The following is a 19,861-nucleotide window of genomic DNA, read 5'->3' on the forward strand; positions in this document are numbered from 1 at the left end:
AGGCGGTGGCTCCCGGAGCCCGCCTTCCCTCTCAGAACAATCAAGGAGATTCCCAGATGAACACCCTGCGCTTCCGCCGTATCGCCCTCGCGGTGTCCGCTGCCGCGGTCCTGCCCCTCGCGCTGACCGCGTGCGGCGGCGACAGCAAGGACAAGGATTCCGACGCCTCGTCCACGACGGCGGTGTCCAGCCCGGCCGGCAGCGGTTCCACGGGCCAGGACCCCGGGGATGCCATGGCGATGGACAAGCCGTTCGGTGCGGCGTGTTCGGCGGTACCGAAGGACGGTGCCGGCAGCTTCGACGGGATGGCCCAGGACCCGGTGGCGACAGCGGCGTCGAACAACCCGGCCCTGTCCACGCTGGTGGCCGCGGTGAAGAAGGCCGGCCTGGTGGACACCCTCAACAGCGCCCAGAACATCACGGTGTTCGCCCCCACGAACGACGCCTTCGCGAAGATCCCGAAGGCCGACCTCGACAAGGTGCTGAACGACAAGGCCACCCTGACCAAGATCCTCACCTACCACGTGGTGGGGCAGCGTCTGACGCCGGCACAGCTGGAGAACGGCTCCTTCGCCACGCTGGAGAAGGGCAAGCTCACCACGGCCGGCTCCGGCGAGGACTACACGGTCAACGACTCCTCCCACGTGGTCTGCGGCAACGTCACCACCTCCAACGCCACCGTCTACATCGTCGACACCGTCCTCATGCCGAAGTAGTCGAAGCCCTGTCCGGGCCCGCTTCGGGGCGGGCCCGGGCAGGTCACGTCGCGTCACGGGATCACCTGCCCCATCCCAAAGAGTCCGTCGCACGTTTGGAGGTCGTCATGCATGTCGCGGCACACGGTGAGGACGCGGCAGCCCCCGGTCAGGGAGCCCTGGAGAAGCTGCTGGACCGCATCGCGAACGGTGATCATGAAGCCTTCGAGACCCTCTACACCGCCACCGCGGGGGCCGTCCTGGGCCTGGTCCGTTCGCTGCTGCGCGATGCCGCGCAGTCCGAGGAGGTCGCCCAGGAGGTCCTCATCGAGGTCTGGCGCTCCGCGTCGCGCTACGACCCCGGCAAAGGCAGCGCCATGGCGTGGGTCATGATGCTCGCCCACCGCCGGGCCGTCGACCGGATCCGCTCGGTCCAGAAGACCGTGGAACGGGACCACAAGGCTGCCGTACGCGATCATGAGACGCCGTTCGACGTCGTCGCCGAACACGTCGAACGACGTCTGGAACGCCAGCAGGTCAGGCGCTGTCTGGACCAACTCACCGATCTTCAGCGGCAGTCGGTGACCATGGCCTACTACCGCGGATACACCCTCCAGGAGACCGCACACCTGCTACGGGCACCCCTGGGAACGGTGAAAACCCGCCTGCGTGACGGCCTGATCCGCCTTCGTGACTGCCTGGGGGTGACCGCATGACCACCAGCGACCTGCACACGCGGACCGGCGCCTACGCCCTCAGCGCCCTGCCCGAGCGGCAGGAGCGTGAGTTCCGGGCGCACCTGCGGCATTGCGACGCCTGCACCACTGAAGTCCGGGAGTTCCGTGAAACGGCGGCACGTCTGGCCTTGGCCGTCGCCGAGATCCCACCGCGCTCCCTGCACGCCCGCGTCCTGGCGGCCCTGCCCACCGTGAGGCAGCTTCCCCCGTGGACGACCGTCGACGCCCGGGCGTTGCGCCTGAGGCAGCACCGCTGTCGGCCGGGGCGTCAGCGCATGCCCTACCTCGCCGCGGCAGCCTGCGTGGCCGCTTCCGCGATCCTCGGCGGCACGGCCCTGTCCTCCTGGCACGCGGCCGACGCGCAACATGCCCGCGCCGTCCGGGCCGAACAGCACACGGCCTCCCTGGCCGCGGTGCTGGCGGACCCACGGGCCGTCATTCGCACCGCCACGCTCAGCGGCGGCGGCACGGCCACGGTGGTGGCGTCCCCGGACCGCGGCGAGACCGCCTTCTTCTGCTCCGGTCTGCCCGCGCTGTCCAACGGGCAGGTCTACCAGCTCTGGTACGCCCAAGACGAGGTCATGCGACCAGCCGGCCTCCTCACTCCGCAGAAGGCGCCCGGGTCCGTTCTGCTGAGCGGCAGCCTCCGAGGAGCCCAAGCCATCGGCATCACCGTCGAACCCCATGACGGCTCCCCCGAGCCCACCAGCCCGCCCTTGGCCCTGCTGCGCCTGTGACCCGGACAGCGACGAGGTCGGGGCCACGCGAGTCGGCGTTACCCACCCACGTGCCTGCACCGAACACCTCGGCATGCGCGCCCCGCCTCGGCCGACCGGCGTCACGTGCCCAGGCACCATGTGGCCCTCACGACCCTGCCCAACCACTCTGGAATCCTGGCGCCAGGCCCGCGCCGGCATCCGCAAACCCGCCCGCGACCCGCGCACCCTGATCAACGCCATCCTTCACGTCGACCGGGGCGGCATCACGTGGCGCCACATGCCCCGCACTTTCCCGCCAAACCACACCGTCCACAGCTACTTCGCCCGGTGAGAGGCCGCCGGCATTCTCGGGGAGCGGCGTAGCATACGGCGAGTCGTTGAAGATCAACCCTGGGGGTACCGTGAAGAACCTGCTGGAGTTCGTGCTCATACTCGCTGTTGTCGTGCTCTACATGGCGCCGTCGTACATGGCGTTTGCGCGTGGAGCAAAGGACCGGTGGCTGATCCTCATCATCAACGTATTCCTCGGTTCGTCGATCATCGGCTGGGGCGTGGCCCTCTACATGGCCACTCGTACGCCCAAGAAGCCCAAGGCTCCGACGCAGGTCGCCGCTTGACTCTCACGGCATCACAGCCCGGACTGCGGCGAGTCCGCCACGACGCAGGCCCTGCGCTGCCGTCCCCGAGCGCGGCCACGCGGAACCCCGCCGGCCCCGAGTGGGCCGCGCTGGAGATCCTTCATCTAGCCGCCGCGCAGTTCACCCTCGCCCACTCGAACGACCGGCGTGCCCCCCCGGTATGGGCGGCGCCGGGCACCACGACGGTCTGCTCCGCGCCTGGCAGGTAGCCCGGGGCCGGGCCGCGTTCGTCGGCTACTTGGTGAAGGTGAAGTACTTCCAGGCGCCGCGGGACGTGGTGTTCAGACTGTCGCCCGAGTTGGCCGCGCCCATGATGTACGAGGAGCGCCAACGCAGCTTGTAGCCGACCTTCCGGGCGTGGTCGCCGCCGTAGGTGACGGTGACCTTGCCGGCCGCGGAGAGCTTGACGTACCGCGTGCCCGTGCCGTGCCAGGCGCCCTGGTGGTAGAACTCGACCTGGTAGAACGCCTTGCGGCCGGTAGCGGCCGTCATGGTGGTGCCCAGCAGCGCGTTCGTGGCCTTGTGGAAGACGTAGTAGGTCTGACCGCTGAGCTTCTCGGTCCTGTAGTGATGAGTGGTCGCCTCGCCGAGCTTCACCGTGGTGCCGACTCTCGACGTCGCCGCTTTGGGCGCCGCGACGTCGTCACCGTCGAACGAGGCGGTGAACGTGGTGTTCCGCTTCAGCGGGTAGTCGACCGTCAGGTTTCCGGAGGCGTTCACCCTGCCGGACTTGATCAGTGTCCTGCTGCCGCCGGCCGGCGTGGCGTACACCGACAGCACCCGGCTCGTGCCGGTCGCGCCGAGATGGGCGGTGACCTTGGCGGCGGTGCCCCAGCCGTAGGTGGCGTGGTCGGTCCTGACGCTCACCGAGGGGGTCGTGCGGGAGACCTGGACGACGGCGTTGGTACGGCTCCCCGTGTGCGCGTCGTCCCCGAGGTACGCGACGGTATAGGTGACCTTGCCGCCGGCCTGGGGAGTGTCGGTGAAGCTGTAAGCGCCGCCGGCGGCGATGGTGGCGGTGCCGATGGGCCTGCCGCCGGGGTGGACGGTGTCCCTGCGGATCACCGAGACGGTGCCGTCGGCGGGAAGGGACCTGGTCGAGGTCACCCTCCCGGTGAGGGTGAGCGGCTGGACGCGCGGGGCGGTGGCCGGGGCGTTGACGGTGAGCGCGGTGTCGAACTTGTCGGCGCTCTCCAGGATACGCAGCGTCGGGTCGGCGCCGTAGACGTCCACCGTGACCGCGAAAAGCCGGCTGCCGTCCGGTGCCCAGGCAAGGCCCGCCGGGGCCATCGCGGTGGCGGTACCCGGGTTGCCGAAGACGCCGAAGTCGTAGTTGCGGAGGGGGCTTTGCGTGCCGGTGCCCGGGTGGAAGAGGTAGACGTCGGGGCTGTACCCCGCGTACAGGCCCGCCGCGATGGTGCCGTCAGGGGCCACGGCCACCGCCCACGCGGGGCCGTTGGCGTACTGTCCGTCGTCGGTCAGGTCGGAGGTCTTGTACGCCTCCCCGGCCGTGACCACCTGCGTACCGTCGGCGGAGATGGCCAGGTCGCGCGAAACGCCCGAGTCCTTGATGCGGCGGGCGACAGTCACGGACGGGGTCCCGGAGGAGAGATCAAAGGCCCGCAGGGTGGGCGGCTGGCCGCCCGACTCTGCGGCGATCAGCAGGTCCTGGTCGGTCGGCGAGGCGGCTAGCAGTGGCGCGCCGGACCAGTCGCCGGTGGCGAGGCCCAAAGTGGCGGTCGGGGTCGCCGAGCCGATGTCCACGGACCCCAGATTGCCGGCACTGTTGCTGTCGTAGCCGAAGTACAACGTGCCGCCGGCCAGCGCCAGGAACACCGGGGCCGCGGCGCCGGTGTCATAGCGGGCGGTCTCGGTGAGAGTCGCGGTGTCGACGGCCGCGATCGCGTGCGCGGACGACAGGGCGACGTACAGGGTGGACGAGTCGGCGGCCAGCGCCAGGCCGTACGCGCCGTCCTCACCGGTGAGGGTGCCGACCTCGGTACCGTCGTAGTCGGTGACCAGGACTTCGTTGCCGGACTTGCTGCTGATGAAGACATGCTTGCGGACGCCGTCCACAACCATACGGGCGAAGGAAGGCACGGCCAGGGCCTGCACGCTGTCGGCGGCTGCCGGTGTCGTCGTGGCGCCGAGAAGCGAAAGGCAGCCGAGTGTGATGGACAGAACCATCGCCACGGCGATACGGCGGGTACGCAAGCTGGTTTCCCCCAGGCTGGCGGATGAGCGGCCGGCTTTCCGGCGGTGGTGCGGCCGATGGGCTCGGCGCCGGACCAACCTACATCCGCCGCCGAACGCCTGAACGCCACGGCGTCTCCAGGACAGGGGCACGCATGCTCCCGGTAGGCAACGCCCCGCGCCCGCGCCGCGCAGGACACGGGCCGGCCCCGTGGCCGGGATGTCCGGGGTCACGAGGGCACGAGGGCACAAGGGCACGAACGAGCCGGAAGCGCCTGGCGCAATCGTCGGCGCATCCCGCCTGACCCGGTGCTCCACGGACGCCAAGCGCGATGGATCGGCGCTGTCGACCCGAGGCGACAGGAGGGCGCCAACATGCACTGTGCCGGCCCCTCCTGCCGGGTCGACTGAGCATGCTTGCTCTGATCCATACCTCGCACAGCGCGGCAACCACGGCGTGGGACTTCACGGGCGCCATTCTCATCGTGCTGGCGGCGGGTCGGTACATCGGGATGCATCTCATCCGGGGCGCGATCCAGACTTTACGGAGTTCGGCGGTCTGCGGATGTCGAGAACGTGCCAACGGCTCCGTCCCAGGAACATCAGCGGCCACCACCGGCCGTACGACGACGAAGGAGAAACCAGCATGGCGATTCAGCGGATGGACAACGTCGGCATCGTCGTCGAGGACCTGGATGCCGCCATCGCGTTCTTCGTGGAACTCGGTATGGAGCTGGAGGGCAGGGCTGAGGTCGCGGGCCCCTTCGCCGACCAGTGCACCGGCCTCGACGGCGTCCACTGTGACATCGCGATGGTCCGGACCCCGGACGGTCACAGCCGGCTCGAGCTGGCGAAGTACCGCAGCCCCGCGGCGATCAGCGCCGGAACGCGCAACCGGCCGCACAACATCCTGGGCACGCACCGCGTCATGTTCGCCGTCGACGACATCGAGGACACCGTGGCCCGCCTGCGCCCTCACGGCGCCGAACTCGTCGGCGAGATCGCCCGGTTCGAGGACAGCTATCTGCTCTGCTACCTCCGCGGCCCGGAGGGCATCATCGTCGGACTGGCCGAGCAACTGCGCTGAGCCCCTTCGCTTCACCAGTTGCGCCGGATTGGCACGGGCGCCGCAGAGAAGGTGCCTCGTCGGGCCCGGGCGACCGTCGGCAGCGTTTCCGAACCGGTGAGCCGGACAGTCGCACTCCCGAGTACCGGCGGTGGACTGCACGGGCATCGGTGCGCAAGACGGCGACGCCAGGGCCTCCTGACGCTCGGTGATTCGACACCAGCGAGCTGTTCAGGGGCCTCCTCGCACCCGCCGAGCACCCGACGACCACCCGATCGAAACGACCGCTCGGGCACCAAGTCCCCAGAGCTTTACGCCAAAAGCTACTTACGCGTCGGGGTGCTCCGGCAGGGCGAGCCAGTCCGACCAGGAGATCTCGCGGCCGAGGAAGCGCGGCTGCTCGAACGGCCAGTCGGCGGCGATCCACTGCGGCACCAGCTCGTCGAGGGCCTGCTCGACCTTGCTGCCCACCAGCTCGTCCACCACCCACCAGGAGATCTCGCCGTCCGCGCCGGCCCTCTCCGGTGGGTCGATGTAGACGCAGCCGAGCAGAGCTGTCTCCGCCGCGTCGAACAGCGCGTAGTTGAAGGACTGGTGTGCGGCGATCTCCTTCTCGTGCCGCAACAGGTCGGCTCGGTCGGCCTCGTAGGTCATGGTGGCCCCGGGCCAGCCCCAGGCTGGGCCGAAGATGGCCCACAGCCGCTCGCGCGAACCCATCACAGCCGGATAGTCGAGCGGGGTGTCCGCCTCCCGGATCGGCCGCAGGTGATGACCACTGCCCGGCAGCGGTACCAGGACGGGATGGACGAAGTCATCGGGGAGCCAGCTCATGGCGCCCGACCGTAGCAGCGCGCGGCCGTCCGCTCCTCTGGATTTACCCCCTGCACCACCAGGCCTTGCGATCATGTCGACTCACTCGACATGTCGAGTGAGTCGACATAGTCTGAGCGCATGACCACGTCCACCGAACCCGAACGCATCACGGCCCTGTCCGCGCTCATCGGCTGGGCCGACCGCAGGGAACGGCTGTCATCCGACCGGGCCGATCTCATGGCCGGCGCTTGGCGTACGGGCACCAGGAGTGTCGCCGAGTTGTCCCGGGCGGCCCGGGTCTCACGCGACACCGTCTACGCCGACCTCACCGCACGGGGGATCGACGTGAGCAAACGAGACGAGGGCGCCACCGGGCCGCTGACGGGTCAGGGCACGCCGCTCAACGCGGAATCCGTCCGCGCGGTCGCGCGCGTGGCGGACGCCGCCACCCTGCCCGCCTGGGCCCACGCTCCGGACGACCCGCTCACGCGTGCCGCCCGAGCCGCGTCCCGGGCCTTGGAGGGCGTCGCCGATGCGATGAACCCGCCGGCGGACCAGGGGCCGGGCTGGGACCCGAAGGACACCTTGCCCGACCTCGCCGGGCAGGGGCAGGAGCTGTCCCATCAGGCCCACCGCGCGCTGGCCGAGCTCGCCACTCCTCAAGACCTCGCGGCCTCAGCCGACTTCCGGCGCCGCGCGATCCTGCACTCCGGCCGGAACGCCGTCGCCGACGCCGTGACGCTCACGGTGACCGTGCCGACGGGCGAGACCGTCACGGTGAGCCTCGCTGTCGACGGAACGGGCTGGACCACCATGTCCACCGACAGCCCACTGGTGGGCGACGGCGTGGACGCCCTTGACCACCTGGAGGCCCAAGCCGCCATGGGGATCCTGGCCCAGGTGGTCACCCGGCACCTCGCCGAACGCGCCATCGCGCCACGGCGCAAGGACGCACTGCCCGGCACGCCGCCACCGCGCAGCCGCTACCGTCCCGGCAACGATGACTGACGTCCGCGGACGAGCCGCAGGCGGCGGGACGCGCCAAGCCGGCTCGCTCTCCGTCGCCGGTCTGGGGTCCAGCGACTGCGATCCCGTGGTGTGGAGCGCAAAGCATCTTGGGTCCGGCCATGGACCAACGGCCTTGTTCCTCAGGCAGCCGAGGGCTTTCGGAGCCGATTCGTCGGCAGGTGCCGGGTGGAGGGGAAGCTGGCGAGGGTAATGGCGGCGGTGGCGAGAACGGCGGCTTTCAGGCCGGCGAGCTGTGCTTCGGCATACTCGTCCACGAGGGCATCGACCTCGGGCTTCTCCAGACCCGCGCGCTCCGCGGCGGTTCGCACCTGATCGGTGCCGACGAAGCTGACGCCCCCCTCAACGGTGATGCCGACCTGGTGACGCGCGGCGTCGGAGATCTGCGGGTTGCCTTCGATCTGTGTGAGGAACACGTGCACAAGGGCCCCGATCAGGAGCGAGCCGACCAGGGCGGTCCCGAGGGAGGAGCCGAGATTTTGGGCGGTGTACTGGAGGCCTCCGACTTCGCTGCGTTCCGACTCGCCGACGCTCGACTGCACGACGTTGCCGAGTTGGGAGGCGAGCAGGCCCATGCCCGTGCCGAGCAAGGCCATCGCCAAGGCGAACGAGAGATCGTTGAGGGACGGGGTGATGGTCGCGAGCAGCCAGAGGATCGCCGCGATGAGAATCAGCAGAGCGGTACGGACCACTGTGCGAGGTGAGGCGATCCGGCCGAGCAGGGGACCGCTCATGGAGACCACGAGCATGCTGATCGACACCGGGAGCAATCGCAGCCCGGTGTCGAAGGCGCTGAGACCCTGCACGATCTGGAGGTAGAGGGGGATGACGAAGAACAGGCCCAGCAGGATGAGGTTCTGACTGAGCAATGCGGCAAGGCCCGCGCGCAGCGCGGGGACGCTGAACACCGAGAACCGCACGAGGGGCTCGTGCCCCCGCGTCTCGTGCCGTCGCTCCCACCATCGGAACGCCCACAGTACGACCGCCCCGGCGGCGATGACGAAGAAGGTGGGGGAGAAACCGAAGACGGTCACCGGGGAGTTGCGGGGACGCAGCCATCCCCAGGCGCTGCTCTGCAGGACGCCCAGGACCACCAGGGCCAGGCCGACGGCGGACAGTAGGGCTCCGACCTTGTCGAGGTGGGGTCTGGGTCCGCGGTGAGGCCGGTCCTCGATCCAGCGCATGCCCAGGAGGATGGCGACCACCAGCACCACCTCGGCCGCGAAGACCAGCCGCCACGTGAGGTAGGTGGTCACCCATCCGCCGACCAGAGGGCCCACCGCGATGCCGGCCCCGGCCAGGCCACCGACGACCCCGTAGGCGACGGCCCGGTCCCGGCCCCGGTAGGTCCCGGCGACCAGGGCGGCGAGCGCCGGCAGGACCAGCGCCGCACCGAGTCCCTCGATCACGGACCAACCCAGGGTGAGCAGCCACAGAGTCGGGGCGACGGCTGTGAGGGTGGAGCCCGTGGCGTACACGACCAGTCCGATGCCGAACACCCTGCGGCGTCCGAGCATGTCCCCCAGCTTTCCGCCGGTGATCATGAAGGCCGCCATGACCAGGGTGTAGAGGGTGATGACGCCCTGAATAGCAGTGACCTCGGTGTCGAAGTCCTCGACCAACTGGCTGATCGAGACGTTCATGACCGAGGTGTCGAGCACCATGAGGAACTGGGCGGTACCGAGGATGATCAGTGCTCGCCATCGCCCCACCGTCCGCACCTCCCGATAGCCCAGGTGTGCGTCACGGCGTGTGAACGCGACTCCTCGAATCACCATAAGCCAGACAGATGCCCGCTTTCGGTACATCCGCTGCCCAGAATGGATTCCTGCGATCTCACAGCACGCAGGCTTGCGGGTCGCGTCCCGCATGGCATGCGTAGGTCAGCGCAGGATCTTCTCCTCGGCGCGCCGGAACTCTTCGTCCGTGAGATCGTCCTTGGCCTTGAGCTCGGAGAGCTGATCGCGAACGTGCCGAGGCAGACCTCGCGTGAGCGAATGCCGAGAAGCCGACGCCATCCGAAGTCGGGGCGCCAAAGGTTATGGGGCGCGTCAGAAATGGTGCCGGCCCATCTTCTTCCCGGTGAGATGACGAGCAGCTTTGGCGATATCCCGCAGGCTCAGTTCTGGTCGCAGAGGTGAACCACGACGGCGAGCATGTCGTCGTCCGTGACGAGGGCCCCGGCGAACGACTGCTGCTGCCCCGATCGTCTCGTCTGAGCTGTCCGGTAGAGCGCTGAGGCGTTCAGCACTACGGCAGCGTGCGGGGCCAAACCACCAGCTGAGGAGGCTGACACGAATCTGCGCGGGCAGTTGGCCTCCCAGGGAGCAGTCCGCGACCTGGACTGGCGACGTCGAACCTGACTCCGCGCGACGAGACGCAGAGGCAAACCCTTCGCTGGATTCGACGCCTTTGCGTGCGAGACACGGCCGGGACCACATCACGGTCCGCGTTAATTGACGGTTACCGCGTGGCGGTGGCCAATGCCGCACGGATGGCGTCCTCGCCGACCGGCTGGCCCTTCTCGTTCGAGTACGGCCCGTACGGCGTCCCCCACACCGGCGTGCCCGTCGCCTGCCGCCAGCTGTCGGCCAGCGTTCCCGCGTCTACCACGCTGTAGCCGATGGAGTCGATGAATTCGGTCACTGCCGCCTTCGCCGGTGCGGAGTCTCCGGCGATCGGCAGGTAGGAGCGGTCGGTTGCCCCTGCCGGGCGGGCGAGTGAATGCAGGTGCTTGAAGAAGATGTTGTTGAACGCCTTTACGAGCAGGGCGTCGGGGACGTACCGCAGGAGCAGCTCGCTTGAGGTGAGGGATTTGCTGTCGAGCTCGGGGATGTGCCCGTCACGCTCGGAGCCGTAGTTGCAGGTGTCGATGACCGTCTTCCCGGTCAGTGGTGCGGCGGGCACGTTGGGGAAGGCGCTGACCGGCACCGTGACCACGACAATGTCACCGGCCGCCGCCGCCTCTTCGCTCGTTGCCGCGGACGCCCGCGGCCCCAGTTCCGCGGCCGTGTCCACGAGCGTTTCGGGACCGCGTGAGTTGCTGAGCACCACCAGGTGCCCGGCCCCGACCGCGAGTCGCGCGATCGTCCTGCCGATGCTTCCGCTGCCGATGAATCCCACAGTCGTCATATACTCAACTTCCTTCAGAAGAGCCGAACTTGCCGGTTGCCGGGCTCGTCACGATTCGATCCCTGTCGTCAGCCGGCGGGGAAGTAATGGCCGTTGTCCAGATCGGCGAGCAGGCCGGGCTGGGCGGGTTCCCAGCCGAGGGTTCGGCGGGTGATGCGGTTGGACGCCGGATAGCTCTGCGTGACGATATTCGTGAGGAATCCGAAGTACCCCGGGGTCATCAGGGCATCGTTGGGAACGCTCACGGCGGGCAGGCCCAGGCGGCTGGCGATGGCCTCGGCGATGTCGCGGAACGGGATGCCCCCGTCCTCGACCGCGTGCCAGTAATGGCCGGCCGGCCCCTTCTCCAGCGCCAGGCGGAACAAGGTGGCGGCATCGCGGATGTGCACGGCGTTCCACAGGTTCGCGCCGTCGCCAGGGTAGCCGACGAACCCCTTTTCCTTCGCGAGCGCGATCAGCGTGGGGAGGAAGCCGGCATGATCGGTCGTGCCGTGCGCGATGTTGGCGATCCGCACGACCGAAGACCGCACCCCCTGCTCGGCGAGGTCGACTACGGCCCTTTCCACGACGTTGCGGATTCGCAGGGTGCCTTCGTGCTCCTCGCCGGCGGGGAGGGCCGGGTCCTCCTCGGTGGCCAGCCGGCCCAGGTGCTGCCCGGGTGAGCCGATGCTTCCCGCCGTGACCAGCGGCTTTCCGGTTCCCGCGAGTGCCTCGCCGTACGCGAGCATGATTGGGAGCTCCGCGGCGGCCACGGCGTCGAGCCCGCCAGAGGGAAGCAGATCCTGCCTGTGGGCCACGTGGATGACGCCGTCGGAGTCCGCGGCTGCCTTTTTGAGCCCGTCGAGATCCTGGAGGTCGCCGCGACGCACCTTCGCGCCGAGCGCGGACAAGGCCGCTGCGGAAGCGTCCGACCGGGCCAGGCCGGTGACCTCGTGCCCGGCGGCGATCAGCTCGGGGATGATGTATGAACCGGAATGGCCGGTCCCCCCAGCGACGAATACGCGCATCTGACTGTCCTTGTGAGAGTAGGTGCAGGGTCTTTTCGTGCCGCAAATGAACTGGCGCAACACGGCACGAAAGGTAGGGGCTAAGGGGTGCGCTCAGCCGAGAAGGGTGATGCCGAGGGAGAAATTGGCGTGCTTGACGGAGTGGTTCATGAGGCCCAGTTCCAGCAGGCCGACGTTCTCCAGTGCCCGCGCCATGAACAGTTCCCCCGTGTCCCAGGGGCGCAGCCCCAGGCTCTCCACGAACGCCGACACGCGTGCCTTCGCCGGCGCGTCATCGCCGGCGATGAACACGTCCAGAGGGCGATCCCCGGCCGGGCCGGCCTCCAGAACGTGGGAGAACACAGTGTTGAACGCCTTGATGACATGCGCGTCGTCGGGAGCCGCCTTGGCGATCTCCTGTGCGCCGGAACTGTCGTCGGGGACGACGAAGCCCTGCAGGTCGGAGGCTACGGGGTTGGTGATGTCAACGATGATCTTGCCGCGCAGTGCGTCCCCGCGCTCCCTCACCACCGCCGCAGCGCCGGCGTACGGCACGGCGAGGACAACGATGTCCCCGGCCGGGGCGGTGCCGGCCGTCCCGACGGTGGCGCCAGCGAGCGCAGCGGCCAATTCCTTGGCCTTGGCCGGGTCGCGGCCGATGATCTCGACTGCGTTGCCGCCCGCGAGCGCCCGGGCGGCCAGCGCGCGGGCCACGTTGCCCAGGCCGATAATGCTGATGCTGCTCATGGAGTTCCTGCTTTCTGGAGCTGGATAGGACGCCATGCTCACCCTGTCGTTGTTGACGGTTTTGTCGTCGACGCCGTCGAATTACGCGGTGGGGGGGCGTTCAATTCCTGATGTGCTCATTCCGGGCCTGGGCCATCCGATGTCGAATTCTTGTGCCGAATTCGCTCGGACTATGAGGCACCTATTCAGGTTGCCATTGGCCTGAGTGGGCGTCCAATACTTCTTTCCGCCGCGGTGATACCTTGGAGGCATCACCGACCGGGAGGCGCCATGGATCTGGACCTGCGCAAACTGCGCTATTTCGTCGCTGTGGCCGACCAGTTGCACTTCGGCCGTGCCGCCGATGAGCTCCACATCGCACAGCCGGTGCTCAGCCGGCAGATCCGGGCGCTCGAGCAGGATCTCGGCGCCTCGCTGTTCACCAGGGATCGCCACGGCGTGGAGCTGACAGATGCGGGCCGTCAACTGCTCGCCGACGCCGGTCCGCTGCTCGCCTCGACCCACGCGGTCCGCCGCCGGGTGGCCGCGGTCGCCGGCGGCAAGCGGCGGCTGATGGTCGGTTTCCGGGCCGGCGTTGCCGTCACTCCGGCGGCGCGTGCGTTCGAGGACCGGCACCCGGACGTGGTCGTGGATGTGCAGCGGATCGAAGGGGACGAGCAGGCTGCGATGCTGCTCGACGGCCGCATCGACGTCGGTTATGTGCGGCTGCCCATCGACGAGGCCGGCCTGCGCGTCACCCCGCTGTACACCGAGCCGTGGGTAGCGGTACTGCCCGCCGGACACCGGTTTGCCGGCAAGGAGGAGGCCACCGAGGCCGACCTGGCCGGCGAACCGCTGGTCTGGCGCGGTGACCCTAGCACGCAGCCCACCAAGCGCCCGCTCCCCAATGCCGGGTACCCGGTGCGCGGGGTGGACGAGACGCTTGAGCATGTCGCGGCCGGCCGGGGCGTCTCCTTCCTGGCCCGTTCGGCGTCCGTGTTCTACTCGCATCCGGACGTCGTCTATGTGCCCATCCCGGATCTGGCGCCCGACCAGGTGTGCCTCGCGGTGGCGGCATCTCACACCTCACCGGTCGTAGATGACTTCGTCACTGCGGCTCAGTCGACGGCCGAGATCACGGCAGAATGTGGGAACTACGAGATGTGGCGGCTTGGAGGCGATGCCGTTACAAGGCACGCTTGAGGAGTGAGTTCAACTGACCTCGTTCATCATGTGCTGAAGAGTGAAGTGGCCTGACGGAGTGGCGCTGTTGCGGCTGAACTCTGAGGCGGTTCCGTTCTTCGGCCAGCAGTTGTCCGAGGGACCCCGGAGGCACCTGAGACCGGGTGGAAGTACGTGCTGCGGAAGCGGCTCAAGTCGGCTGATCGCCCTGCCGTCGGAGCGGAGCCGTTCACGCACGGTCTGCCGTTCGTAGCGTCGGGAGTCGGTCCCTGGGATCCAGAACCCGACGGCGGGTTCCAGCCGGACGTGTTGGCCGCCCGCCTGTTGGCCTTCGTTTCGGGCTGGCGTGGCCAGGTGGACCACCCATTGATGCAGCGTGAATGGTTCAGCTGGCGCGGTCCAGAGGTCAACGCCGTGCCGCCCCGCGAGGAGAGCGCCGCGGTGGAGTGGATGAGAGGGGTGGCAAGTCCCCGGCTCGCTGAGGTTCTGAGGATGCGGGTGGCCCGCCAGTGTCACTGGCGGGCCACCCGCATCCTCAGAACCTCCCAGCTGCGTACGAGTTCTTCATGTGTCACCGCGTACGGACTTGTGCGATCAGCCGTCTACTCCGTCCGTCGGGTTCGAGGCGGCCGGGGGTGTCGGCCAGAGGTCGGTCGGCGGCAGGCGACCTGCTGGATCTCCCGGCGCAGCAGCTCCAGGTTCGCCGCGCTCAAGGGGCCCGCCTTGACCTGCCGGCCTCGCGGGCCGAAGGGCGGTACCTGCGGTCAGGGGCACCTGGCGCGACCTGCGCCGCCGGGCACCTGACAAAGGCCACGACGGCGGGCGGGCCCGAAGATCAGCCTTCCGGCCCGGCACCGCCCGGCCGGCCATCCGCGGCGGATCCATCGCCCGGCGCGTCGGCTGGAGGGCGGGTCAGTTCTTCCAGGAGGAAGACGAAGGATTCGTACGGGCGGCCGGTGGCGTGCCGCAGTCCCATCTCGCACGTGCGGTTCGCCGACAGGTAGGCGTCGGCGGGGGTCCGGTCCAGGGCGGCCTTCTCGTCCCGTGTCGCGGATCGGACGAGTTCGGGGTGGAGGAGTCCTCTGTCGCCGGCCGTGCCGCAGCAGGTGGTGCCGACCGGGACGAGGACTTCGGCGGCGAGTTGTCCGGCGATGGCTTCCAGGGTCTTGCTCAGGCCCAGGTGCGCCGTCGAGCAGGTGGGGTGCACGGCCACCCGGTCCACCTGCCCGGTGACGGTCAAGTGCGGGAGCAGGTCGGCGCACCAGGTGATCGCATCGAGCAGCGTGATGCGCTCGAGTCGGTCGCGGTGTTCGTCGTCGAGGTGGTTCTTGACGTCGTCGAGCAGGCCGTTGGTGCACGAGGCGGCGTCGATGACCACGGGAAGAGTGCCGTGTCCGCTCCAGGACCACAGGGCGTCGCAGGTGGTCGCGGCCATCCATGCGTGTCCGCGGCTGTAGCCCTTGCTGCTCCATGGGGTCGAGCAGCACTTGCCGGCCACGTCGTCGGGGATCCACAGCGGTTTGCCGGCCCGTGCCGAGACCTCGACCAGTGCGTGCTGCAGGGACGGGTGCCGCGGCATTCCGGGGTCGCGGCCGAAGATCCGGTTGACGCAGGCCGGGAAGTACACGGCCGCCGCTCCATGGCGGGATGTCGGCGGTGGCTTGCCCACCGCGGCGCGCGGCATCGGTCCCGGGACGGCCGGCATGAGGTCGTTGCTGATGGCGAGCCGCGCGCCGGCCGTCAGGCCCGTGAGGGCCTTCGAACCGACGGTGCGCTGCACCATGTCGGCGGCGCCCATGGCGGTACGGGCGAACTCCTCCACGGTCGCCCATCGCTGGGCGATCTTCAGCGCGACCTTCTCGCGCTGCTCAGTCGATTCGTCCCGCCGGAATTCCTTGATCAGCGCGCCGGTGTTGATGTGGACGGGGCACGGGAGCGCGCAGGTGCCGTCGACAGCGCAGGTCTCGATGGCGTCGTACTCGTACTCCGCCTGCAACTGGGCCAGCAGCGGGGACCCTTCCGCCTGCCGGGCCATCTCCCTGCGCAGCACGATGCGCTGGCGGGGCGTCGTCGTGACGTTCCGGCTGGGGCAGACGGCCTCGCAGTACCCGCACTCGATGCAGTGGGTCGCGACGTCCTCGATGTCAGGGGTCGACTTGAAGGACTTGAGATGGATGGTGTCGTCGCGGGTGAGGACGACGTCGGGGGCGAGGACACCGTACGGGTCGGCGAGTTCCTTGATGCGCCACATCATCCCGGTGGCCTTCTCGCCCCATTCGTGACGGACGAACGGCGCCATGTTGATCCCGGTGCCGTGTTCCGCCTTGAGCGACCCGTCGTACTTGTCGACGACCAGCGCCACCAGGTCGGACATGAACGCGGCATACCTGTCACGGTCCGCGGGGTCGGCCAGCCTGGGCGTCAGGGTGAAGTGCAGGTTGCCGTACGCGGCGTGGCCCGCGACGCCGGGCAGGAAGCCGTGCTCGGCCAGGAGGGCGTGCAGGTCGCCCGCGCCTTCGGCGATCCGGGCCGGCGGGAAGCAGACGTCCTCGTTGACCACGGCGGTACCTGGCGGGCGCAGTTGGCCGACGATGCCGAGCAGGCCCTCGCGGATGCGCCAGTCCAGTTCGATGAGCTCCTGGTCACGGGTGAAGTCCAGCGGGTGCAGCAGGGGCGCGTCCGCGACCAGCTCCGCGACGCGGGCCTCGGCCCGGTCGAGATCCGCCGGGTCGGCGGCGGCGAACTCGACGAGAAGCGCCGCCGCGCCCGGATCGAGGGTCTTCCAGTACGCCGGGGTGTTCGGGAACGCTTGTGCGGCGGCGGTGAGAGCGGGTGCGACCATGAGTTCGACCGCCTCGGCTCCGAGGTCCACCAGGCCGGGCACGAGGGCGACCGCTTCGCCGACCGACGGGAGGGCGATCCAGCTGACCGTGGTCGCCGTCGGGGCCGGCAGGGTGTCGATCACGGCTTCGGCGATGAACGCGAGGGTGCCCTCGGAGCCGATGAGGAGGCGCCGGAAGATCTCGAGCGGGGTGTCGGCGTCGAGCAGCGCCGCGAGGGTGTACCCGGTGGTGTTGCGGATGGAGAACTTGTGGCGCACACGCGCGGTGAGACGGCTGTCGCCGAGCAGTTCCTCCCGCAATGCGGCGAGACCGGCCGCCAGCTCGGGTTCGGCCGCGGCGAACCGCTCCTCGGCGTCCGGCGCGGCGGTGTCCACGACCGTGCCGGACGGCAGCACAAAGGTCATGGACGCCACGGTGTGGTAGGCGTTGCGCTCAAGGGTGCAGCGCATCCCGCCCGCGTTGTTGGCGAGGACTCCGCCGATCGTGGCGACGTCCGAGGAGGCCGGATCCGGTCCGAGGCGCCGACCGTGCCGGCGCAGCAGCGCCGCGGCGTGGCCGAGGATCGTTCCCGGCCGCGCGCGCAAGCGCGCGCCCTCGTCCTCGACGGCCATTCCGCTCCAGTGCCGGCGCACGTCGATGAGGATGTCGTCGGACTGCGCCTGCCCGTTGAGGCTGGTCCCGGCGGCACGGAACGTGGCGTGCCGCCCGTTGCGCCGGCAGTAGCCGAGCAGCTTCTGGACGTCGCGGACGTCGCGGGGCAGGACGACGACCTGGGGCAGGTAGCGGTAGGGGCTGGCATCGGACGCGTACCGGACGAGGTCCGAGATCCGGTGCAGCACTTGGTCCTCACCGAGCAGCGCGACGAGGTCGCTCCTGAGTTCGCGAGGCGTTCCGTCCACGTGAGCGGAGTCGATCGCATCCGCCTGCGGAAGGCCCGGCGGACGGCCGATGGCGGGAACGCCCGGGCTGAGCAGCTTCTTCACGTTGGCAGCCTCTCCGCCACCGCACCGGCCGTCGGCGCATACGGCTTTCCTGCCGAACGGTTCAGCCGGCCACGCGGACGGTCTTGTCCGTGGCAGGTCATGAACAGGCCATGAAAGTCATTTTAACCGGGCCGTCCGGCGCGCGCCCGGTGGCTGATTCGCTGACCGCGTCATCTCGGGCGGCAGGGAATTGGCGTCAACGCGCGAGAGCGGCATACCAGGCACCTTCATCTCATACTGATAAATTCGCGATCAACGGTCGGCGTCACGTCGGCTGTCCTGTCCGGGTTCAGCCCGGGGGCCGGTTCACTGCATGCGTATGTCCGGTCGGCCCCGTGAACCAGCACGCGGTGTGTGCGACGAAGGGACACGCGATGCCATCTGTCCGTCAAGCCACCATCGACCTGCTCAGGCGGCACGGGCTGACGACGTGGTTCGGTAACCCCGGCTCGTCCGAGCTGACGCTGCTGGAAGACTTCCCGAGCGACTTTCGCTACGTACTGGGACTGCAGGAAATGGTGCCGGTCGGCATGGCCGACGGATTCGCCCAGGTCACGCGACGCCCCGCATTCGTCAACGTGCACACCGCACCCGGCCTCGGCAATGCGATGGGCGCCCTGTACAACGCGCATCTGAACAAGACTCCGCTGATCGTGACCGCGGGAAACCAGCGCCGTGTCATGCAGAACCAGAAAGCGCTCCTGACCAATGAAGACGCGGTGCTGCTTCCGCGTCCTTTCGTCAAGTGGTCGGCTGAGCCGGCCACGCCGAGCGAGGTGCCCGCGGTCCTGGCACACGCCATTCACATCGCGCTGGCGCCACCGACCGGACCGGTGTTCGTCTCACTGCCGATGGACGACATGACCCATGAACTGACCGCTTCCGAGGCAGCCGAGGCCGAGGTGATCCGGGACCGCGCGGTGACCTGTGCCGGCGGTTTCCCCGGACGGCTGGCGAAGGAGATCGGCGATCGGATCTCCTCCGCGAACTCCCCGGTATTCGTCGTGGGCGGCGACGTGGAGCACGCCGGAGCACGGGAAGCCGTCGTGAAACTGGCGGAGCGGACCAAGGCACCGGTCTGGACGGCACCACTACCGGGTCTTTCCGGCTTCCCGGAGGCCCACCCGCTCTACCAGGGCCTTCTCCCACCGGGTGCGGGCTGGATCTCGACCGCGCTGAAGGGCCACGACCTCATCGTCGTACTCGGCGGACCGGTCTTCCGCTACTACCCGCACATCCCGGGCCCCTACCTCCCCGAGGGCGCGACCCTCGTCCACATCACCAGCGATCCGGACGAGGCCGCCCGCGCACCCGTGGGGGACGCCTACGTGGGCGACCTCCGCGCAGCGGTGGAAGCCCTCCTCGACGAAGTCGTCGACACGCCCCGCGGCGCACCCACCCGCCGCCCCGACGTGCCGTCCCCGGACCGGGTCGCGGCTCCGATGCAGCCGTCGCAGCTCTGGACAGCCGTCGGCCACGCCGCCCCGGCGGATGCGCTCTTCGTGACCGAGGCCGGTTCGAACGAGGCCCCCATCGCGAACTTCGTCCGACCGAGCGCCCCGCTCTCCCACATCTCCGCCGTCGGCGGAGGGCTGGGCTTCGGACTGCCCGCCGCCGCCGGCGCCCAACTCGCCTCCCCGGACCGTCCGGTGATCGCCCTGATGGGCGACGGATCGATGCACTACGCGATCACCGCCCTGTGGACCGCGTCCCGGTACCGGATCCCCCTGACGATTGTCGTCGCCTCCAACCAGGAGTACGGCATCCTCAAGCAGTTCGGCGACATCGAGAACACCGCGGGCGTCCCGGGTCTCGACCTGCCAGGCCTGGACATCACCGCCACGGCCGCGAGCTACGGCATCGACGCCCACGACGCCCACGACTCCGACGACATCGCCGAACTGCTGCGTGCGGGAGTCGAGGACCGGGAACGCCCCACCCTCATCAACGTCGCCACGACTCCGGTCCACGAGGCGGCGTCCCGCCGTTCCTGACCGTTCGGGAGCCGGAGTCGCCAGTGGAGCCGCGCACTCGACGGGGCCCCACGAGGGTCCGGGCCGCCGCACCGAGGAGCCGCCACCCCAGCCCGGGCCGTTACGGCCGGGCCGTGGGGACTGTGCGT

At 69.3% G+C, this 19,861-nt stretch carries 17 protein-coding genes; 9 read left to right on the plus strand and 8 right to left on the minus strand.

The window, feature by feature from the left end; all coding sequences use genetic code 11:
- Positions 1-56: 56 nt before the first annotated feature.
- From PV364_RS32195 to PV364_RS32210, 5 genes are all read left to right on the plus strand, one after another.
- A complete protein-coding gene (locus PV364_RS32195; protein WP_319664060.1) occupies positions 57-716 on the plus strand; it encodes a fasciclin domain-containing protein in 660 nt (219 codons plus the stop codon).
- Between the two features lie 107 nt (positions 717-823).
- On the plus strand, positions 824-1,411 hold the full coding sequence (gene sigK, locus PV364_RS32200) for an ECF RNA polymerase sigma factor SigK (RefSeq protein ID WP_319664061.1): 588 nt from the start codon (positions 824-826) through the stop codon (positions 1,409-1,411).
- Complete coding sequence (locus tag PV364_RS32205; protein ID WP_319664062.1) at positions 1,408-2,169, plus strand: anti-sigma factor; 762 nt, start codon at positions 1,408-1,410, stop codon at positions 2,167-2,169. The genes sigK and PV364_RS32205 overlap by 4 nt, the downstream gene beginning before the upstream one ends.
- 118 nt (positions 2,170-2,287) lie before the next feature.
- Entirely contained in the window at positions 2,288-2,482 is a 195-nt protein-coding gene (locus PV364_RS41390; RefSeq protein WP_415924631.1) for a transposase, read from the plus strand.
- Positions 2,483-2,552: 70 nt separating this feature from the next.
- Entirely contained in the window at positions 2,553-2,768 is a 216-nt protein-coding gene (locus tag PV364_RS32210) for a superinfection immunity protein (protein WP_319664063.1), read from the plus strand.
- A gap of 255 nt (positions 2,769-3,023) precedes the next feature.
- On the opposite strand, the gene PV364_RS32215 is transcribed toward PV364_RS32210, so the two are convergent.
- Positions 3,024-4,976 (minus strand): Ig-like domain repeat protein, encoded by a 1,953-nt coding sequence (locus PV364_RS32215; RefSeq protein ID WP_319664065.1) that lies wholly within the window; start codon positions 4,974-4,976, stop codon positions 3,024-3,026.
- A gap of 652 nt (positions 4,977-5,628) precedes the next feature.
- Between PV364_RS32215 and PV364_RS32220 the strand changes: the two genes are divergently transcribed.
- The gene (locus PV364_RS32220) at positions 5,629-6,069 is read left to right on the plus strand and encodes a VOC family protein (protein WP_319664066.1); all 441 of its coding nucleotides are present in this window, start codon (positions 5,629-5,631) and stop codon (positions 6,067-6,069) included.
- Positions 6,070-6,375: 306 nt separating this feature from the next.
- Here the strand turns inward: PV364_RS32220 and PV364_RS32225 are convergent, their stop codons facing one another.
- Positions 6,376-6,879 carry an N-acetyltransferase gene (locus tag PV364_RS32225; RefSeq protein WP_319664067.1) on the minus strand — a complete coding sequence of 168 codons (504 nt, stop codon included), beginning with the start codon at positions 6,877-6,879 and terminating at the stop codon, positions 6,376-6,378.
- 120 nt (positions 6,880-6,999) lie between these two features.
- On the opposite strand from PV364_RS32225, the gene PV364_RS32230 reads away from it, so the two are divergent.
- Positions 7,000-7,869 (plus strand): hypothetical protein, encoded by an 870-nt coding sequence (locus PV364_RS32230; protein ID WP_319664069.1) that lies wholly within the window; start codon positions 7,000-7,002, stop codon positions 7,867-7,869.
- A gap of 140 nt (positions 7,870-8,009) precedes the next feature.
- On the opposite strand, the gene PV364_RS32235 is transcribed toward PV364_RS32230, so the two are convergent.
- The 5 genes from PV364_RS32235 to PV364_RS32255 all read right to left on the minus strand — a co-directional run bounded on the left by PV364_RS32235 (position 8,010) and on the right by PV364_RS32255 (position 12,752).
- Complete coding sequence (locus PV364_RS32235; RefSeq protein ID WP_319664071.1) at positions 8,010-9,599, minus strand: MFS transporter; 1,590 nt, start codon at positions 9,597-9,599, stop codon at positions 8,010-8,012.
- Positions 9,600-10,006: 407 nt separating this feature from the next.
- Positions 10,007-10,138, minus strand: a complete 132-nt coding sequence (locus PV364_RS32240; RefSeq protein ID WP_319664073.1) for a hypothetical protein — start codon at positions 10,136-10,138, stop codon at positions 10,007-10,009.
- A gap of 212 nt (positions 10,139-10,350) precedes the next feature.
- On the minus strand, positions 10,351-11,010 hold the full coding sequence (locus PV364_RS32245; RefSeq protein ID WP_319664141.1) for an NADPH-dependent F420 reductase: 660 nt from the start codon (positions 11,008-11,010) through the stop codon (positions 10,351-10,353).
- Positions 11,011-11,087: 77 nt separating this feature from the next.
- Positions 11,088-12,026, minus strand: a complete 939-nt coding sequence (locus tag PV364_RS32250; RefSeq protein WP_319664074.1) for an SDR family oxidoreductase — start codon at positions 12,024-12,026, stop codon at positions 11,088-11,090.
- A 93-nt stretch (positions 12,027-12,119) separates the two neighbouring features.
- A complete protein-coding gene (locus tag PV364_RS32255) occupies positions 12,120-12,752 on the minus strand; it encodes an NADPH-dependent F420 reductase (protein WP_319664075.1) in 633 nt (210 codons plus the stop codon).
- 270 nt (positions 12,753-13,022) lie between these two features.
- Between PV364_RS32255 and PV364_RS32260 the strand changes: the two genes are divergently transcribed.
- A complete protein-coding gene (locus PV364_RS32260; protein ID WP_319664076.1) occupies positions 13,023-13,934 on the plus strand; it encodes a LysR family transcriptional regulator in 912 nt (303 codons plus the stop codon).
- An 814-nt stretch (positions 13,935-14,748) separates the two neighbouring features.
- On the opposite strand, the gene PV364_RS32265 is transcribed toward PV364_RS32260, so the two are convergent.
- Entirely contained in the window at positions 14,749-17,739 is a 2,991-nt protein-coding gene (locus tag PV364_RS32265; RefSeq protein WP_319664077.1) for an FAD-binding and (Fe-S)-binding domain-containing protein, read from the minus strand.
- 374 nt (positions 17,740-18,113) lie between these two features.
- Here PV364_RS32265 and mdlC point away from each other — a divergent pair, with 374 nt between their 5' ends.
- Positions 18,114-19,733: a benzoylformate decarboxylase gene (mdlC, locus tag PV364_RS32270; protein WP_319664078.1), complete on the plus strand. Its 1,620-nt coding sequence runs from the start codon at positions 18,114-18,116 to the stop codon at positions 19,731-19,733.
- The last annotated feature ends 128 nt before the right edge of the window (positions 19,734-19,861 follow it).

This window comes from Streptomyces sp. MI02-7b, from assembly GCF_033793585.1.
Taxonomy (GTDB): domain Bacteria; phylum Actinomycetota; class Actinomycetes; order Streptomycetales; family Streptomycetaceae; genus Actinacidiphila.

Excerpts from the sequence above, each read along its gene's own strand:
- PV364_RS32195 (WP_319664060.1), top strand. The coding sequence starts at position 57 with ATGAACACCCTGCGCTTCCGCCGTATCGCCCTCGCGGTGTCCGCTGCC.
- sigK (WP_319664061.1), top strand. The coding sequence starts at position 824 with ATGCATGTCGCGGCACACGGTGAGGACGCGGCAGCCCCCGGTCAGGGA.
- PV364_RS32205 (WP_319664062.1), top strand. The coding sequence starts at position 1,408 with ATGACCACCAGCGACCTGCACACGCGGACCGGCGCCTACGCCCTCAGC.
- PV364_RS41390 (WP_415924631.1), top strand. The coding sequence starts at position 2,288 with ATGTGGCCCTCACGACCCTGCCCAACCACTCTGGAATCCTGGCGCCAG.
- PV364_RS32215 (WP_319664065.1), bottom strand. The coding sequence starts at position 4,976 with ATGGTTCTGTCCATCACACTCGGCTGCCTTTCGCTTCTCGGCGCCACG.
- PV364_RS32220 (WP_319664066.1), top strand. The coding sequence starts at position 5,629 with ATGGCGATTCAGCGGATGGACAACGTCGGCATCGTCGTCGAGGACCTG.
- PV364_RS32225 (WP_319664067.1), bottom strand. The coding sequence starts at position 6,879 with ATGAGCTGGCTCCCCGATGACTTCGTCCATCCCGTCCTGGTACCGCTG.
- PV364_RS32230 (WP_319664069.1), top strand. The coding sequence starts at position 7,000 with ATGACCACGTCCACCGAACCCGAACGCATCACGGCCCTGTCCGCGCTC.
- PV364_RS32250 (WP_319664074.1), bottom strand. The coding sequence starts at position 12,026 with ATGCGCGTATTCGTCGCTGGGGGGACCGGCCATTCCGGTTCATACATC.
- PV364_RS32255 (WP_319664075.1), bottom strand. The coding sequence starts at position 12,752 with ATGAGCAGCATCAGCATTATCGGCCTGGGCAACGTGGCCCGCGCGCTG.
- PV364_RS32260 (WP_319664076.1), top strand. The coding sequence starts at position 13,023 with ATGGATCTGGACCTGCGCAAACTGCGCTATTTCGTCGCTGTGGCCGAC.
- mdlC (WP_319664078.1), top strand. The coding sequence starts at position 18,114 with ATGCCATCTGTCCGTCAAGCCACCATCGACCTGCTCAGGCGGCACGGG.